Source organism: Priestia sp. FSL P4-0332 (assembly GCF_038005845.1).
In the GTDB taxonomy this organism is placed as follows: Bacteria; Bacillota; Bacilli; order Bacillales; family Bacillaceae_H; genus Priestia.
Window position 1 is genome coordinate 1,324,196 of the sequence record NZ_JBBOUA010000001.1, and the last position, 17,481, is coordinate 1,341,676.

At 38.1% G+C, this 17,481-nt stretch carries 14 protein-coding genes and 1 pseudogene; 10 read left to right on the top strand and 5 right to left on the bottom strand.

Annotated features, from left to right (window positions below):
* Positions 1-218: 218 nt before the first annotated feature.
* From MKY06_RS06735 to MKY06_RS06745, 3 genes are all read left to right on the top strand, one after another.
* Entirely contained in the window at positions 219-1,955 is a 1,737-nt protein-coding gene (locus MKY06_RS06735) for an ABC transporter ATP-binding protein (protein ID WP_013056045.1), read from the top strand.
* 15 nt (positions 1,956-1,970) lie between these two features.
* Entirely contained in the window at positions 1,971-3,776 is a 1,806-nt protein-coding gene (locus MKY06_RS06740; RefSeq protein ID WP_340960479.1) for an ABC transporter ATP-binding protein, read from the top strand.
* 151 nt (positions 3,777-3,927) lie between these two features.
* Positions 3,928-4,590 carry a potassium channel family protein gene (locus MKY06_RS06745; RefSeq protein WP_340960481.1) on the top strand — a complete coding sequence of 221 codons (663 nt, stop codon included), beginning with the start codon at positions 3,928-3,930 and terminating at the stop codon, positions 4,588-4,590.
* 42 nt (positions 4,591-4,632) lie between these two features.
* Here MKY06_RS06745 and rnjA read toward each other — a convergent pair whose 3' ends face one another.
* Positions 4,633-6,300, bottom strand: coding sequence for a ribonuclease J1 (gene rnjA / locus MKY06_RS06750; protein ID WP_013056048.1), 1,668 nt, complete (start codon positions 6,298-6,300; stop codon positions 4,633-4,635).
* A gap of 5 nt (positions 6,301-6,305) precedes the next feature.
* Positions 6,306-6,515 (bottom strand): DNA-dependent RNA polymerase subunit epsilon, encoded by a 210-nt coding sequence (locus MKY06_RS06755; protein WP_013056049.1) that lies wholly within the window; start codon positions 6,513-6,515, stop codon positions 6,306-6,308.
* 549 nt (positions 6,516-7,064) lie between these two features.
* Here MKY06_RS06755 and MKY06_RS06760 point away from each other — a divergent pair.
* Entirely contained in the window at positions 7,065-7,847 is a 783-nt protein-coding gene (locus tag MKY06_RS06760) for a Cof-type HAD-IIB family hydrolase (RefSeq protein ID WP_013056050.1), read from the top strand.
* Positions 7,848-7,875: 28 nt separating this feature from the next.
* Here the strand turns inward: MKY06_RS06760 and def are convergent, their stop codons facing one another.
* Both def and MKY06_RS06770 read right to left on the bottom strand, forming a co-directional pair.
* Positions 7,876-8,430 carry a peptide deformylase gene (gene def, locus MKY06_RS06765; RefSeq protein ID WP_013056051.1) on the bottom strand — a complete coding sequence of 185 codons (555 nt, stop codon included), beginning with the start codon at positions 8,428-8,430 and terminating at the stop codon, positions 7,876-7,878.
* A gap of 174 nt (positions 8,431-8,604) precedes the next feature.
* The gene (locus MKY06_RS06770; protein WP_078081608.1) at positions 8,605-8,715 is read right to left on the bottom strand and encodes a YjcZ family sporulation protein; all 111 of its coding nucleotides are present in this window, start codon (positions 8,713-8,715) and stop codon (positions 8,605-8,607) included.
* A gap of 169 nt (positions 8,716-8,884) precedes the next feature.
* Between MKY06_RS06770 and MKY06_RS06775 the strand changes: the two genes are divergently transcribed.
* The 6 genes from MKY06_RS06775 to MKY06_RS06800 all read left to right on the top strand — a co-directional run bounded on the left by MKY06_RS06775 (position 8,885) and on the right by MKY06_RS06800 (position 15,537).
* A complete protein-coding gene (locus MKY06_RS06775; RefSeq protein ID WP_289912512.1) occupies positions 8,885-9,550 on the top strand; it encodes a YkyA family protein in 666 nt (221 codons plus the stop codon).
* Positions 9,551-10,130: 580 nt separating this feature from the next.
* The gene (gene pdhA / locus MKY06_RS06780) at positions 10,131-11,246 is read left to right on the top strand and encodes a pyruvate dehydrogenase (acetyl-transferring) E1 component subunit alpha (protein WP_013056054.1); all 1,116 of its coding nucleotides are present in this window, start codon (positions 10,131-10,133) and stop codon (positions 11,244-11,246) included.
* A gap of 3 nt (positions 11,247-11,249) precedes the next feature.
* Positions 11,250-12,227 (top strand): alpha-ketoacid dehydrogenase subunit beta, encoded by a 978-nt coding sequence (locus MKY06_RS06785; RefSeq protein ID WP_013056055.1) that lies wholly within the window; start codon positions 11,250-11,252, stop codon positions 12,225-12,227.
* A 102-nt stretch (positions 12,228-12,329) separates the two neighbouring features.
* A complete protein-coding gene (locus MKY06_RS06790; RefSeq protein WP_013056056.1) occupies positions 12,330-13,628 on the top strand; it encodes a dihydrolipoamide acetyltransferase family protein in 1,299 nt (432 codons plus the stop codon).
* Positions 13,629-13,631: 3 nt separating this feature from the next.
* A complete protein-coding gene (gene lpdA, locus MKY06_RS06795) occupies positions 13,632-15,044 on the top strand; it encodes a dihydrolipoyl dehydrogenase (RefSeq protein ID WP_013056057.1) in 1,413 nt (470 codons plus the stop codon).
* 250 nt (positions 15,045-15,294) lie between these two features.
* Positions 15,295-15,537 (top strand): hypothetical protein, encoded by a 243-nt coding sequence (locus tag MKY06_RS06800; protein ID WP_016763437.1) that lies wholly within the window; start codon positions 15,295-15,297, stop codon positions 15,535-15,537.
* A 48-nt stretch (positions 15,538-15,585) separates the two neighbouring features.
* Here the strand turns inward: MKY06_RS06800 and MKY06_RS06805 are convergent.
* A pseudogene (locus tag MKY06_RS06805) lies at positions 15,586-17,108 on the bottom strand (glycine betaine uptake BCCT transporter).
* Positions 17,109-17,481: the final 373 nt, after the last annotated feature.

Below are 17,481 nucleotides of genomic sequence, written 5' to 3' on the forward strand. Positions count from 1 at the left end.
GTCTTGCACGAAAATCAACTGTGGTATTACAAGCAGTTCAACTAATGTATTCCATTTGTTCGTCTTTAGATTGAATTCATTTAGTTATATCCCAACCTCTTTTTTTATGACTATTTACCTTTTTTTGAAAAATTATCTAAAAATTATGGTAATTTATTTCGGGAACCGATATATTTAAATATGTGTGCCACATTTTAGCCAAAGGAAGGACGGGGTATATGGAAACGTTTAAAAAACTAAAAGATTTTTATTTGCCGTACCGAATGTACTTTTTTTATTCTGCTATTTGCTTGTTGTTTGTAACCTCCATCACTGTGATTTACCCTATTGTGCTGCAATATACGATTGATCATATTGTGTTAGGGAAACAATATCAGCTAGTCGATAATGTAGCATTTATTTTTATTGGGCTGATGATTGTCAAAGGAATCTTTACATATATTCAGCAATATTACGGCGACTTATTTGGAATTAAGTCCGTGTATACTCTTCGCAATAAACTTTACCGCAAACTTCAGTATTTACCGTTTTCTTACTATGACAATGCTAAAACAGGGGACTTGATGTCCAGGTTGACAGCTGATGTAGAAGGATTTCGTTTTTTTCTATCTTTTGGCTTCTCAGAATTAATTCGCTTCGTTATTTTACTTACTGCCAGCTTTTCCGTTATGTTCTATTACTCTATTTCACTCACTTTTGTCACAATCTTCCTGCTGCCTTTTTTGGGTGTAGCTGTTTATCGTTTTGATAAACGCGTTCATCCAGCGTTTCGCTTAATTCGCCAATCGTTTGGGGAACTTAATACAAATGTTCAAGAAAATATAAGCGGCATACAAACGGTCAAGTCATTATCAAGAGAAAAATTTCAAACTTCTAAATTTAACGACTCCAACGGAGTTTATAAAAATCGAAACATTGAAACCGCGAATGTGTGGGCAACTTATTTCCCGTTAATGGAGTTTATAGGAAACTTATCTATTGTTGGTCTCCTTGCGTACGGAGGAGCACTTGTTATGAACGGAAGTGTACGTCCGGGAGAGCTTGTTGCTTTCTTTAGCTTAACCTCTTATTTAATGTGGCCTATTATGAATCTAGGGTTTGTTATCAATATGTTTTCACAGTCTAAAGCTTCAGGTGAAAGGCTGCTAGAAATTTTAGAAGAAGAAGAAAAAGTCCATGAGCATGCCGGAAGTTTCTCTATTAATGGAACGGTCGAGTTTCAACATGTTAGCTTATCCTATCCAAACGAAGAAAAAAAGTCGCTTGAGAACATATCATTTTCTGCTTCTAAAGGAAAAGTAGTAGGTTTAATTGGAGCAACTGGAGCCGGCAAAACAAGCTTAACACAGCTGCTCACGAGGTTTTACGAACCAACTTCAGGAAAAATCTTAGTTAACCATCGTCCTATTAAAGAGTATCCGCTCCCTGTTCTTCGGAAAGAAATTGGCTTTGTACTTCAAGAAACGTTTTTGTTCTCAAGCAGTATAGGAACCAACATCTCCTATGGCGTGCCGGGTATTTCTAGAGAAGACATTATTGATGCTGCAAAACGAGCGCAGGCGCATGACTTTATTATGGAGCTTCCAGATGGGTATGACACGATGCTGGGAGAGAGAGGCCTGGGGTTATCAGGCGGACAAAAGCAGCGCATTGCGATTGCACGAGCGCTTATCTTAAACCCTAGCATCTTAGTATTAGATGATGCCACGAGTGCTGTTGATATGAAAACAGAAAGAGAAATTCAATTGGCTTTAAAAGAAGTGATGAAAAATCGTACTACGTTTATTATCGCACACCGCCTTTCTTCTTTGCGACATGCCGATGAAATCTTAGTCTTGCATGAAGGTCAAATAAAAGAGAGAGGAAGCCATGAAACGCTCATTCAAAAGCAAGGGATTTATAAAAATATTTATGACATTCAATATGAAAGCAATACGTCAGTGATGAACGTATAACAAGGGAGGAATAGAATGGAAGCCGAAAAAAATAAAGTTGTGCGAGAGCGCTTTTATTATCAAACAGATCAAATCATTGATAAGATGTTTAACTGGAAGCAAATGGCCCGCTTGTTTCGTTATCTTCATCCATATCGAAAAAACTTGCTTCCTTTCTCGTTTCTTATGGTCATTATCACGACGGTCATTAGACTCGCTATTCCTATTTTGATAGGTGTATATACGCTTGATCATGCTGTAAAAGATAAGAATAGCACGCTGCTCATGCAGTTAGTTTTCATAATCTTTAGCTTGTATGTACTATCTTATATTTCGAATATCTTTCGAATTAAATGGATGAACCAACTCGGGCAGCACGTTATATATGATTTAAGAAAACATTTATTTACGCATATTCAAGGGCTGTCGCACCGGTTTTTTGATACGCGTTCAGGAGGCTCTATTCTTGTAAGGATCATGAATGATATTAACTCTCTTCAAGATTTATTTACTAACGGGGTAGTTAACCTGTTTATGGACCTCTTATTGTTAGTTGGGATTGTAATTATATTATTTTCTCTCAGTCCTGCTTTGACATGTGCTGTTTTAATCATTTTACCGATTATGTTCTTGATTTCCACAAAGCTGAGAAGAAGAATTCGTCGGTCGTGGCAAGTTGTTCGTATGAAGCAGTCAGTATTAAATTCACATTTAAATGAGAGTATTCAAGGCATTCGCGTCACTCAATCATTTGCTCAAGAACAAGAAAATATGCTGTTTTTTGAGCGCATAAACAGTGAAAATTACGAGAGCTGGAGGCAAGCTACTCGAAAAAATGCCATGTTTCGACCGTTTGTAGAACTCACAAATGCTGTCGGAACGGCTATTTTAATTTGGTTCGGTGCTGTACTTATTCAAGATGAACGGCTAACAATTGGTATTTTTGTATCATTTGCTTTTTATCTTGGAATGTTTTGGGAACCGATTTCTCGTTTAGGGCAAGTGTATAATCAATTATTAATGGGAATGGCTTCATCCGAGCGTATTTTTGAATTTCTAGATGAAAAACCTCTCGTCGCAGATTTGGAAACCGCTACGTCTTTAGAGGATATGAAAGGAAAAGTTGAGTTCAAGCACGTCTCATTTTCTTATGATGGGAAGCGGAAAGCTCTAAACAACGTATCAATTGACATAAAAGAAGGCCAGACGGTTGCTTTAGTGGGGCATACTGGATCTGGAAAAACATCCATTGCTAATTTAATCACACGTTTTTATGATGTAAACGAAGGGCAGATTTTAATTGATAATATGCCTATTCAAGATATTACGTTAGCGAGTTTACGAGCGCAAATTAGTATTGTGCTGCAAGAAACCTTTATTTTTTCAGGAACCATTATGGAAAACATTCGGTTTGGAAAACCGGATGCTACTGATGATGAAGTGATTAAGGCCGCAGAAGCGGTAGGGGCTGCAGATTTTATAAAGCGTCTGAAAAAAGGTTATGATACGGAAGTAGAAGAGCGAGGAAACGTCTTATCCGTGGGAGAGCGTCAATTGATTTCATTTGCTCGAACGCTGTTGGCTGATCCTCGTATTATCATTTTAGATGAAGCGACAGCAAGCATCGATACAGAAACAGAAGTGAAGATTCAACAGGCGCTTAAAACGCTGTTAAAAAACAGAACTGCCATCATGATTGCTCATCGGTTATCTACTATACGAGAAGCAGATAACATCATTGTATTAGATCACGGAAGCATTATTGAAACAGGGAATCACGGGGAACTAATGCAGCAAAAAGGCGTATATTATTACCTTGTTCAAACCCATGCTACAGCTTAAAAACAGAGGGAGCTGATCCTTCTGTTTTTCTATGAGTGTGAGAAATAGTAAAGAGATATAAGTGTTAACGGGAAAATGAGGTTGATACAAAAGAATTGTGGTAAAATAACGGTAGTTCAGATTTTTTCCTGTACATAATGGAGGAATTCAAATGAAAAAAGAATTTGCAGTCATCGGATTAGGTAGATTTGGAGGAAGTATTTGTAAAACATTAAGCGATCAAGGAATGGAAGTTCTGGCGATTGATATTGATGAAGAAAAGGTAAATGAGTATGCTAACGTTGCTTCCCATGTAGTAGTAGGCGATTCAATGGATGAAGGGGTTCTAAAAAGTTTAGGAATTCGTAATTTTGATCATGTTATCGTAGCTATTGGTGACAATATTCAGGCAAGTATTTTGACGACCCTTATTTTAAAAGAGCTGGGCGTTGAAAAAATAACGGTAAAAGCGCAAAATGATTATCACGCCAAAGTATTATCAAAAATTGGCGCTAATTTTATCGTGCATCCCGAACGAGATATGGGACGAAGAATTGCTAATAACATGATTTCAAACAGCGTTCTAGATTATTTAGAGCTATCTGAAGAACACAGCATTGTCGAATTAGTAGCGAGCAAAAGAATGGCTGGCAATACGCTGATTGAGTTAGACATTCGTGCAAAATATGGCATTAACATTGTAGCCATTAAGCGTGATCGAGATATCATCGTTTCTCCTCAGGCGTCCGAAACGATTCAAGAAGGGGATGTGTTGATTGTTATTGGAGCAGATGCAGATATTAACCGCTTCGAAAGTAAATTTGCCAGTGCTTAATAAAAAAGAGCAGATGCAATTGCATCCGCTCTTTTTCTTTTATTAAACCTCCATAATGATTGGTAAAATCATTGGACGGCGCTTTGTTTTTTCGTAAAGGAATGGAGCCAATGTGTCTGTGATTTCATTTTTAATCTCAGACCATTGTGACGTACGACGTTCCATCACTTTGTTCAAGTGTTTTGTAATGAGGGACTGTGCATCATTAATTAAGTCGCCAGATTCGCGCATATAAACAAAACCACGAGAGATAATGTCTGGACCAGCAGCGATCTTGAAGTCTTTCATATTGATGCTTACAACCACAATAACAAGACCTTCTTCAGATAAAATGCGGCGGTCACGAAGTACGATATTTCCAATGTCACCAATTCCGCTTCCGTCAATATATACAGAGCCTGAAGGGATTTTGCCGGCTACTGAAGCTTCGCTGTCGCTTAAAGCTAGCACCTCTCCATTATCCATAATGAAGCAGTTTTCTTCAGGAACTCCACAGTCTGTTGCAAGTTTGATGTGCATCTTCTGCATGCGATACTCACCGTGAATTGGCATAAAGTATTTTGGTTTCATCAAACGAAGCATTAATTTTTGCTCTTCCTGTCCGCCGTGTCCAGAAGTATGGATATCGTTTAGAGCACCGTGAATAACCTCTGCTCCTGCACGGAATAGCATATCAATTGTTTTGCTAACACTTACTGTATTTCCTGGAATAGGTGAAGATGAGAATACAACCGTATCTCCAGGGATAATTTGAATTTGGCGGTGAGTACCGTTTGCAATTCTAGATAGCGCTGCCATCGGTTCACCTTGGCTGCCTGTACATAAAATAGTCACGCGGTTAGCCGGAATTCGGTTAATTTGAGAAGGCTCAATGAACGTATCTTTTGGACATGAAATATATCCAAGCTGTTGGCCAATCTCAATAGCTGCTTCCATACTGCGTCCGAATACAGCAACTTTACGGTTATGCAATACGGCTGCTTCCACTACTTGCTGTAAGCGGTGAATATTTGAAGCAAACGTTGCAAAAATAATACGGCCGTCTACTTTACGGAAAATGTCATGAATGCTGTCACCTACGCGGCGCTCAGACATCGTAAAGTTAGGAATTTCACTGTTTGTACTGTCTGAAAGCAAGCATAGAACGCCTTCTTTACCGATTTCAGCCATTTTTGTTAAGTTAGCCGGTTCGCCCACTGGTGTAAAATCAAACTTGAAATCTCCTGTATGTACGATTTGTCCGTTTGGTGTTTTTACCACAATTCCGTAAGAATCAGGAATACTGTGAGTTGTGCGGAAGAACGTTACCGATGTTTTACGGAATTTAATTACGTCATCTTCAGTAATTTCATGAAGCTGAGCTGTACGAAGCAACCCATGCTCGTCTAATTTATTGCGAAGAAGCCCAAGGGCTAATTTCCCTGCATAAATAGGAATGTTTAATTCTCTTAATAAGTAAGGAATTCCGCCGATGTGATCTTCATGACCATGTGTAACGAAAAGGCCACGGATTTTATCTGCATTTTTTACTAAATAACTGTAGTCAGGAATAACGTAGTCAATTCCTAAAAGCTCATCTTCAGGGAATTTAATTCCTGCATCAATAAGAATAATTTCATCTTGAAACTGTACGGCATACGTATTTTTACCGATTTCGCCTAGTCCACCCAGGGCGAAGACTGCCGTTTGATTATTTTTTACAAATTTCATTTTCATCATATCTCCAATACTTTAAAATCTTCATGCTGTTGTTCATATTCTAGATAGTCTCCAGTCACTGCTTGAACAAACTCAATATTAATTGAACGCGCTTTTAACTTTTTACGAACGTCACGCTCAGAATCTGCGTTCACATACACTGTTTTTGTATTTTCACGTACAGCTACTTCACTCATTTTTTCTTGAAAATAAACTTTAAAAATCATAACAAAAATCTCTCCTTAATTCCGAAATTCAAATAACTTATTTTATTATATTATAAAATGTGTATGTATTTCATGTATTTTCTAAAGAAACTTGCTTTCACTACATTTTAGTCATCTAAATATAACAAGTCAATTAATTATAGAATAATATTAATAGGAAACGGATACAAGACTATATTTTCCGGGCGTATAAAAAATAAGGGCTATTCCATTGTACGATGCAGACACACACTCTGCAAATTTTACAACAGAAAGCCCTAAAAAAATCGATTATGCCATCGTTTTTTTACGCAATAATTCATTCCAGCGTTTTAGCAGCCTTTTTCGAAAATCTTTTAACATGATTTTTCAGCTCCTTTGTTTTTTTGCGATACCTGCCTGTCTCTCTCTGTACTTTTATTATATGATGAAAAGGGAGAGGTTTCTCGTGGTTAAATATGGAAAAAATGTAAATTGGACCGTCCATTTATAGAGAAACCAGCGCTTGTTTGATATAATTGGAAAGGCTTAACAAAGAGATAAAAAATTATAAAAAATAAGGTGATAAACGTGGAACGAAAGATTATTTTTTTTGATATTGATGGAACGTTATTGGATCATGATAAAAAACTACCTGCTTCTACAAAAAAAGCTGTCCGGCTGTTAAAAGAGCAGGGGCATGAAGTGGCAATTGCAACTGGAAGGGCTCCTTTTATGTTTAAAGATCTGCGTGAAGAGTTGGATATTCAAACATATATTAGCTTTAATGGTCAGTACATTGTTTTAAATGGAGAAGTTCTTTACAAAAACCCGTTAAATAAAGAAGAGCTTCAAGATTTAACAGCTTTTGCTGTTGAGCATGATCACCCTGTCGTATACATGGATCATGAAGATATGAAATCAAACATTGAATTTCATGACTATATCGAATCCAGCATCAGCACGCTGAAAATTGGATTTACCCACCCTCACCACGATCCTACTTATTTCAAAGGGCGTGAAATTTATCAATCCCTCTTATTCTGTACAGCGGGAGAAGAAGCTCCTTATGAAGAAAAATTTAAGAAATTTGACTTTATTCGCTGGCATGAATTTTCAACTGATGTTCTGCCAAAAGGTGGATCAAAAGCGCGAGGAATTGAGACCATGATTGAAAAGCTTGGCTTTGACAAAAAAGATGTATATGCATTCGGAGACGGCTTAAACGATATCGAAATGCTGGAATTTGTGGGAAATGGCGTAGCCATGGGAAATGCGGAAGAAGTCGTGAAAGAAGTTGCTAATCTTGTTACAAAAGATGTAGCAGAAGATGGTATTCTCCACGGATTAGAGCTAGTAGGATTATTAAAGTAAGAAAAACGCGAGCTCTAGCTCGCGTTTTTTAGCGTTCATATGGAAAAGCATTTTCAGGTTCTTGAAATGGATTTTCTTTATTAATGTAATCATAAAACATAATGCCGTCTAAATGATCAATTTCGTGCTGAAATACAACAGCAGGAAGACCTTTCAAACGAATTTTCACTTCTTCGCCTTCCAGCGTTGTGCCTTTTACTGTGATACGTGCATATCGAGGAACAAATCCTGGGATATCTTGATCGACAGACAAGCAGCCTTCACCGCCTGTAAGGTATGTCTTTTCAACTGAGTGGCTAATGATCTTAGGGTTAAATAATGCATAGCTGTATAGCTTGCCTTTTTCATCCGTAACGTGTACCCCAATCATTCGTTTTGATACATTAATTTGAGGAGCGGCAAGCCCGATACCAGATCGCAGTCCATATTTAGCAGCAATTTCAGGATCTTGGCTGTTTTTTACATATTCTAATAAGCTATGTAAAATCTTTTTGTCTTCTTCAGAAGCAGGTAACGGTACTTCTTTTGCTACTTCTCGCAGCGTTGGGTGTCCGTCTTGAATAATATCGTTCATTGTAATCAACTTTCACATCTCCCTAGGCTATTTTATAGGTATAAAGTGTACCAAATCCGTATAAAAAAGTCATTACCTCCACCTTGAACACATAAATGTTTCTACTAATTATATGTATCACGCATATGGAAAAACATGCATAAGAAAAAATAAAAGCGACCGTTAGCCGCTTTTATTGTATAATTACCAGCCGCCACAGCTGCAGCCAATAATAACTAATAAAATGAACAGTACGATTAATAAAACAAACCCTTTATTAGAACCGCCGTAGCCATATCCACCGTAACCCAACATAATATAACCTCCCGTAGTTATCAATCCCAAGGTAAAAAGTCATAAACTCCCTTTTTTTCACGATTGGGTTAGTATAATATATTAAAAGGTGGAAAAAGGGTGTAGAGAAATTGCTAATTTCCTACAAAAATTGTATAATGACCCATGAATAAGGGAGGATTTACTTGATATGAAATGCGTCGGAAGATATATAATTATCGGCATTGCTGCTATGTCACTAGCAGGCTGCGCAGAAGGCTCATCGCCTGAACTTGAGGTATATAATGGATTAGAAAAAGTGGTAGCACAAGAAAAACAATTTGCTGATCAGCAAAAACCGTTAGCTGATTTAGAACAGCAAGAAAATGCGATATACGACCAAATTGTTGAGCTAGGGATTAAAGATAAAAAGAAAATAAAAAATAAAGCACAAAAAGCGCAGCAGTTATTAGATGAGCGTGAAAGTAAATTACAAAAAGAAGAAAAAAGCATCAGCGCTTCGCAAAAACAATTTGAAGCGACAGAGCCAAAGATCCAAAAACTAGAGGATGGCAAAGCAAAAGAAGAGGCGCTTGAACTATCTTCGTTAATGAAGAAGCGTTATAATGCCTACCAGTCCTTACATGATGCCTATCTTCATTCCATTGAATTAGATCGTCAGCTATATACGCTCTTTGAAAAAGACAATGTGAAATTAGAGAATCTTGAAACACAAATCGCTTCGATCAATGCTACTTATAAAGAAGTTGAAAAGAAAAAAGAAACGTTTAACACATTAACAGCTGACTATAACAAAGCCAAAGAGGATTTTTATAACAAAACGAAGTTAAAGGTGAAAAATAGCGAGGATAAATAAGAAGGCCTGTGAAGTTTACAGGTCTTTTTTTTGGCTGAAAAGGAAGGTTTTCTGAAATAAAGAAAGAGTTTCGACATGATTCAAGTAAAAATTACAAAAGGTTATTGTTTTAAAAAATCGTTTATTTGTGGCAAGATAGGAGATGTGCAGACGTAAAAAAAGAGAAGGTTATTATAAAACATATAATACAGTTTGTATCTGTGTAATAGTACAGCATGTCTTTTTTATGTGTTTTATTTCACAAACTAAAAAAGCGTAATTTCTTGATGTAAATGCATTGACGAACTGTTTTAGTGTATTGTAAACTAGGTAGCGTAGTAAGTGTTGTATTAATCATTTTTGCAAAATAATTAATACAGTTTAACGAAACGTTCGTTTCGCTTAAACTTTCCTTTTACGTAAATGTTTGCACAGAATTCGCTGGGGAATACATAGAAATGTTAAGGATTAGCGAATTCAAAAAGCTACTCGACAAAATATGACTTTTACTTGTCCATTTGGGACATTCTAAAAGCGTGTATGTTTGTTTGATTAGTAAAATGAATTTATACGGCTTAAATGAAAGGAAGAGGTGACTTAGATGGCTGCTAAAACTAAAAAGGCTATTATTGATGTATCAAAGCAACTTGATAAAATCGCTGAGCAGTACCAAACGTTCCAAATTCTTAATGAAGAGGGCGAAGTAGTAAATAAATCAGCGTTGCCAGATTTATCTGACGAAAAATTAAAAGAGTTAATGACTCGCATGGTATACACTCGTATTCTTGATCAACGTTCAATTTCATTGAACCGTCAAGGTCGTTTAGGTTTCTATGCACCAACTGCTGGGCAAGAAGCTTCTCAAATCGCTTCACATTTCGCATTAGAAAAAGAAGACTTCATTTTACCTGGGTACCGTGATGTGCCTCAGTTAATTTGGCATGGTCTTCCACTATATCAAGCGTTCTTATTCTCTCGTGGTCATTTCCACGGTAACCAAGCGCCAGAAGGTGTAGATGTACTTTCTCCACAAATCATCATCGGTGCACAAATCGTGCAAACTGCTGGTGTGGCACTAGGTCTTAAAAAGCGCGGTAAAAAAGCAGTAGCGATCACTTATACAGGTGACGGCGGAGCTTCACAAGGTGACTTCTACGAAGGTATGAACTTCGCAGGTGCATTCAAAGCTCCAGCAATCTTTGTTGTACAAAACAACCGCTTTGCAATTTCAACACCAGTTGAAAAGCAATCTGCAGCACGTACAATCGCTCAAAAAGCAGCGGCTGTTGGTATCCCAGGCGTTCAAGTAGACGGTATGGATGCACTAGCAGTATACGTTGCAGTAAGCGAAGCTCGTGAGCGTGCAGTAAACGGTGAAGGTCCAACTTTAATTGAAACATTAACTTACCGTTATGGTCCACATACAATGGCTGGTGACGATCCAACTCGTTATCGTACAGCTGAGCTTGACACTGAGTGGGAAAAGAAAGATCCACTTGTTCGCTTCCGTAAATTCTTAGAAGCTAAAGGCATCTGGAATGAAGAAGAGGAAAACAAAGTAATCGAGCAAGCTAAAGAAGATATCAAACAAGCTATTAAGAAGGCTGACGATTATCCAAAACAAAAAGTTACAGATTTAATGGAAATCATGTACGAAACTATGCCTTCAAACTTACAAGAGCAATATGAAATCTACAAAGAGAAGGAGTCGAAGTAAGCCATGGCGCAAATGACAATGATTCAAGCGATTACTGATGCGTTACGCACAGAAATGAAAAACGACGAAAACGTATTAGTTTTTGGTGAAGACGTTGGCGTAAACGGTGGAGTATTCCGTGCGACTGAAGGTCTTCAACAAGAATTCGGCGAAGATCGCGTATTCGATACGCCATTAGCTGAATCTGGTATCGGTGGTCTTGCTGTGGGTCTATCGACTCAAGGTTTCCGTCCGGTTCCTGAAATTCAATTCTTTGGTTTCGTATACGAAGTACTTGATTCTGTATCAGGTCAAGCTGCACGTATGCGCTACCGTTCTGGCGGTCGCTGGAATGCACCAATCACATTCCGTTCACCATTTGGTGGAGGCGTTCATACACCAGAACTTCACGCTGATAGCTTAGAAGGTATCGTAGCATCTCAACCTGGTTTAAAAGTTGTAATTCCTTCAACTCCATACGATGCAAAAGGTCTTTTAATTTCATCAATTCGTGATAACGATCCGGTTGTATACTTAGAGCACATGAAGCTTTACCGTTCATTCCGTCAAGAAGTACCTGAAGAATCATACACAATTGATTTAGGTACAGCTGATGTGAAACGTGAAGGTACAGACGTAACGCTTATCGCTTACGGTGCAATGGTACACTCATCATTAAAAGCAGCTGAAGAACTAGAAAAAGAAGGTATCTCTGCTGAAGTAGTGGACTTACGTACAGTTCAACCTTTAGATATCGATACAATTCTTGCATCAGTTGAAAAAACTGGTCGCGTAGTAGTAGTTCAAGAAGCTCAAAAACAAGCTGGTATCGCAGCTAACGTTGTAGCTGAAATTAACGATCGTGCAATCTTAAGCTTAGAAGCACCAGTATTACGTGTAACAGCACCGGATACTGTGTTCCCATTCTCTCAAGCTGAGGGCGTATGGTTACCAGACCACAAAGATATCGTTGAAACAGCTAAGAAAGTACTTGAATTTTAATTAGCATTTTACTGTGATAGAAATCAGCTTTGTGCTGATTTCTGTCTTAGATAAAATAAACACTAACAAATTGAACGCAACTAACTAGGAGGGTGAAGACACGTGGCATTTGAATTTAAACTGCCGGATATCGGTGAAGGTATCCACGAAGGTGAAATTGTAAAATGGTTCGTAAAAGCTGGAGATGAAATTGATGAGGATGATGTACTAGCAGAAGTACAAAATGACAAAGCTGTTGTTGAAATCCCATCTCCTGTAAAAGGTAAAGTATTAGAAGTAAAAGTTGACGAAGGTACAGTAGCTACTGTAGGACAAGTTATCGTTACTTTTGATGCTCCTGGATACGAAGACTTAAAATTCAAAGGTGACGATCATGATGATGCACCAGCAGAAGAAGCTAAAGAAGAAGCTTCAACTGAAGAAGTGACTGAAGAAGCAACAGCTCCTGCAGCACAAGCTGATGTTGATCCTAACCGTAAAGTAATTGCTATGCCTTCAGTGCGCAAATATGCTCGTGAAAAAGGTGTAGACATTAAAGCTGTTCCTGGTTCAGGTAAAAACGGACGTATTGTTAAAGATGACATCGATAGCTTCCTATCTGGTGGTTCTACAGCTACAGCAACTGCTGAAGCTCCAGCTAAAGAGGAAACTGCTTCAGCTGAACCAAAAGCAGCAGCACAAGCTATTCCTGAAGGCGACTTACCAGAAACTCGCGAGAAAATGAGCGGTATCCGTCGTGCAATCGCAAAAGCTATGGTTAACTCTAAACACACTGCTCCACACGTAACATTAATGGATGAAATCGATGTAACAGCTCTTGTTGCTCATCGTAAAAAATTCAAAACAGTTGCAGCAGATCAAGGTATTAAATTAACATTCTTACCTTACGTGGTAAAAGCGTTAACTTCAGCACTTAAGAAGTTCCCAGCTCTTAACACTTCAATCGATGACTCTACAGATGAAGTAATTCAAAAACATTACTACAACATCGGTATCGCTGCTGACACTGAAAAAGGTCTTTTAGTACCAGTTGTGAAAAATGCTGACCGTAAATCTGTGTTCGAAATTTCTGATCAAATTAACGACCTTGCTGGAAAAGCACGTGATGGTAAATTAGCTCCTGCTGAAATGAAAGGCGCTTCTTGTACAATCACAAATATCGGTTCTGCTGGTGGACAATGGTTTACTCCTGTTATCAACCACCCAGAAGTTGCAATTCTAGGTATCGGACGTATCGCTGAAAAACCAGTTGTACGCGACGGTGAAATTGTAATTGCTCCAGTATTAGCATTATCACTAAGCTTTGACCACCGTATTATCGATGGCGCAACAGCTCAAAACGCTCTTAACCAAATCAAGCGTTTATTAAATGATCCAGAATTATTATTAATGGAGGCGTAATAAATGGTAGTAGGAGATTTCCCAATCGAAACTGATACTCTTGTCATTGGTGCTGGCCCTGGTGGCTACGTTGCAGCAATTCGTGCAGCTCAATTAGGTCAAAAAGTTACAATCGTAGAAAAAGGTAACCTTGGAGGCGTATGCTTAAACGTTGGTTGTATTCCTTCAAAAGCATTAATCGCTGCAGGTCACCGTTTTGAACACGCTAAACATTCTGAAGACATGGGGATTATCGCTGAGAATGTAACAGTTGATTTCTCTAAAGTTCAAGAATTCAAAAACGGCGTTGTAAATAAACTTACTGGCGGTGTTGAAGGCCTTCTTAAAGGTAACAAAGTTGACATCGTAAAAGGTGAAGCTTACTTCGTTGACAGCGAAACTGTACGTGTAATGGATGAAAATTCTGCACAAACGTACAAATTCAAAAATGCTATCCTTGCAACTGGTTCTCGCCCAATCGAGATCCCTGGATTCAAATTCTCTGAGCGTGTAATCAACTCTACAGGTGCATTAGCGCTTAAAGAAGTTCCTAAAAAATTAGTTGTAATCGGCGGAGGTTACATCGGTACTGAGCTTGGTACTGCTTTTGCTAACTTCGGTACAGAAGTTACATTTGTAGAAGCTGCTGATGAAATCTTAGCTGGTTTTGAAAAACAAATGAGTTCACTTGTTAAACGTAACCTTAAGAAAAAAGGAAACGTTGAAATCTATACAAAAGCAATGGCTAAAGGTGTTGAAGAAACTGCTAACGGCGTACAAGTTACGTTTGAAGTAGGCGGAGAGTCAAAAGTAATCGATGCTGACTACGTATTAGTTACTGTAGGTCGTCGTCCTAACACTGATGAGCTTGGTCTTGAGCAAGTTGGCGTTAAAATGACTGACCGTGGTCTTATCGAAATCGATAACCAAACTCGTACATCTGTAAGCAACATCTTTGCAATTGGTGATATCGTAACTGGACCTCCACTTGCACACAAAGCTTCTTACGAAGGTAAAATCGCAGCTGAAGTAATCGCTGGCGAACCTGCTGAAATTGACTACTTAGGAATTCCAGCAGTTGTATTCTCTGAGCCTGAGCTTGCATCTGTAGGTTATACTGAAGCACAAGCGAAAGAAGAAGGATTAGCTGTTAAAGCTTCTAAATTCCCATTTGCTGCTAACGGACGTGCGCTTGCACTTAACGCTGCAGAAGGCTTCTTAAAGCTTATCACTCGTAAAGAAGACGGAGTAGTTGTTGGTGCTCAAATCGCTGGACCTAGCGCATCTGACATGATTGCTGAGCTTGGTCTTGCTATCGAAGCTGGCGTAACAGCTGAAGATATCGCATTGACAATTCACGCTCACCCAACATTAGGTGAAATCACAATGGAAGCTGCTGAAGTAGCTATTGGAAGCCCAATTCACATTGTAAAATAATGTTTTTAAAAAGCTGATGCGTATGCATCGGCTTTTTTTTTTGAAGAAAACGGTTTTCCTAAAGTATCAGATGCTTGTCATACAGCTTTTGTTGCTGATGAGTATACTCTTTTAGAGGAAACGTGTAAAAAGCGCTGAGGCAGTCTTAAATGAGCTCTAGATGCATACATATGAAGTGGGACGTGCTTTCCTTATAGGTAGATAAAAAATTGCTCTTTTGGATAACGAATGAAAAGGCGGCGAAGGGGCTATGAAGACGTATTTCGTTTGGAGCTTACACATTGTTATTTGGATGGGTTATTCACTGGTTGAATTGCTATCAAAACGTGATCAGTTGACATCTAAAATTATTTTATTTTTAGTATTTGCTTATTTAGCTTACGGCATAGCAGAAATGAACGTCAAATCTAAAAGACTGGCGCTTATGATGACGGGTACAACTTCAGCTGTCTGCTTGACATGTTATCAACTAATTTTATTTTGCACGGCGTAAGATTGCATAAAAAAAGCGTTAGCTTATATAAGCTAACGCTTTTTTGTCTTACACAGATTTCTTTTCTCTTTTCAATGCGCCTTCTTCTTTAAATGCTTTCATTAAAGAGAAGACCGTTAGCACCAGCACAATTGAGAATGGAAGTGCTGCTATAATCGCAGCTGTTTGGAGCGCATCCAAACCACCTGTCCAAAGCAGAATGATTGCTGTTAACGATTGAATTAAGCCCCACGTAAGCTTAATAGAGCCTGAAGGATTTAGATCACCATTTGTTGTCTGCATTCCTAAAACAAATGTAGCTGAGTCAGCTGATGTAATGAAGAATGTAGCAATTAAGCAAATAGCGACAATGGACATGAACGTACCAAATGGAAACTGTTCAAGTACATAGAATAAAGCAACTTCTGTTCCTTTATTGTTGATAACATCCATAACAGGAAGATCCTTGAAAAAGTCTAAGTAAACCCCAGAACCTCCTAATACGGAAAACCATAATCCACCAAATACGGTCGGAACAGCTAGTACACCAATTAAAAATTCTCGAATGGTTCTACCTCGTGAAATACGAGCAATGAACGTACCAACAAACGGTGCCCAAGCGATCCACCATGCCCAGTAGAAAATTGTCCAATCTTGAACCCAGGTACTGTTATCAAACGGGCTCAATCGAAAACTCATCGACGGCAAGTTTTGAATGTAGCTGCCAATTGTTGTAACGAATAAGTCCATAATAAAGTTGGTTGGACCTGCAAATAACAAGAATAGCATTAACAGAATAGCTAAAACAATATTAATGTTACTCAAATACTCTTAATACCTTTGTTCAAACCCGTCTGTGCTGACAGCATGAACAAGAACGTCACGATAATAATAACAATTAATTGAGTCGTGAAATTATTATCAATACTTGGCGACAAGTAAGAGGCTCCACCGGTAATTTGAATAGCGCCCAGTCCTAGAGATGTTGCCACCCCAAAAACAGTTGCAAATACGGCGATGACGTTTATGATCGTTCCAAGAGGTCCATCAACACGTTTTCCTAATAGTGGACGTAAAATATTACTGATTATGAACGGGTAACCTTTTCTAAATTGAAAATATGCAAGGGCCAGTGCAAGAACGGAATAAATAGCCCAAGGATGTAAACCCCAGTGGGAAAACGAATAACGTAGAGCTGCGCGAGCTGATTCTGCTGTACCGCCTTCACCACAAGGTGGAGTATGAAAATGATTGATTGGTTCTGAAACACCCCAGAATACAAGTCAAATCCCCATACCAGCACTAAATAACATGGCAAACCATGAGACATAACCATACTGAGGCTTTTCGTCAGGTTTACCTAGTTTAATATTTCCGTACTTTGAAAAAATTAAGTACAGCGTAAAAACTAAGAATAATGTAGCTGCTAATAAGTAATACCAGCCAAATTTCTCGATGATAAAACTATGTATTGCCGATATGACAGGTGTAAGCGCTGCGCTTCCTAGCACAGATTCCGGAATAACACCCCATACGATAAATACTGCAGCAATAATAACCGAAATGATAAAAACAGGAGTCAGTTTTTTCATCGATTATCACTTCTTTCCTATTCTATTTTACATAACATGTTTTCTCATATAACCTTTTTAGCTATACATGAAACCACATGGTTATACATTCTAGTAAAGTTTGTATGAAATGTCTACCCTATTAGTAAGAAAAAACGGCAAGAGCTCAAATTCTTATTTTTCGTAATTATTTTAAAGTGCTGAAATAGATGTGAAATTAGACATTGTTTTTTCATATAAATAGAGATGATGCTAAGCGTTCAGCTTTTTGAAAACAAATATAACATTTATGAGAAAAATATTTTTAATGTGACATACTAATTAGTTGTTGACATATTTAATGTGACATAATAATATAATATCAAGAGTTGTAAAACGCTTACAAAAAAAGACG

Excerpts from the sequence above, each read along its gene's own strand:
- MKY06_RS06775 (WP_289912512.1), top strand. The coding sequence starts at position 8,885 with ATGAAATGCGTCGGAAGATATATAATTATCGGCATTGCTGCTATGTCA.
- MKY06_RS06800 (WP_016763437.1), top strand. The coding sequence starts at position 15,295 with ATGAAGACGTATTTCGTTTGGAGCTTACACATTGTTATTTGGATGGGT.
- MKY06_RS06740 (WP_340960479.1), top strand. The coding sequence starts at position 1,971 with ATGGAAGCCGAAAAAAATAAAGTTGTGCGAGAGCGCTTTTATTATCAA.
- MKY06_RS06735 (WP_013056045.1), top strand. The coding sequence starts at position 219 with ATGGAAACGTTTAAAAAACTAAAAGATTTTTATTTGCCGTACCGAATG.
- MKY06_RS06755 (WP_013056049.1), bottom strand. The coding sequence starts at position 6,515 with ATGATTTTTAAAGTTTATTTTCAAGAAAAAATGAGTGAAGTAGCTGTA.
- MKY06_RS06785 (WP_013056055.1), top strand. The coding sequence starts at position 11,250 with ATGGCGCAAATGACAATGATTCAAGCGATTACTGATGCGTTACGCACA.
- pdhA (WP_013056054.1), top strand. The coding sequence starts at position 10,131 with ATGGCTGCTAAAACTAAAAAGGCTATTATTGATGTATCAAAGCAACTT.
- rnjA (WP_013056048.1), bottom strand. The coding sequence starts at position 6,300 with ATGAAATTTGTAAAAAATAATCAAACGGCAGTCTTCGCCCTGGGTGGA.
- MKY06_RS06745 (WP_340960481.1), top strand. The coding sequence starts at position 3,928 with ATGAAAAAAGAATTTGCAGTCATCGGATTAGGTAGATTTGGAGGAAGT.
- lpdA (WP_013056057.1), top strand. The coding sequence starts at position 13,632 with ATGGTAGTAGGAGATTTCCCAATCGAAACTGATACTCTTGTCATTGGT.
- MKY06_RS06770 (WP_078081608.1), bottom strand. The coding sequence starts at position 8,715 with ATGTTGGGTTACGGTGGATATGGCTACGGCGGTTCTAATAAAGGGTTT.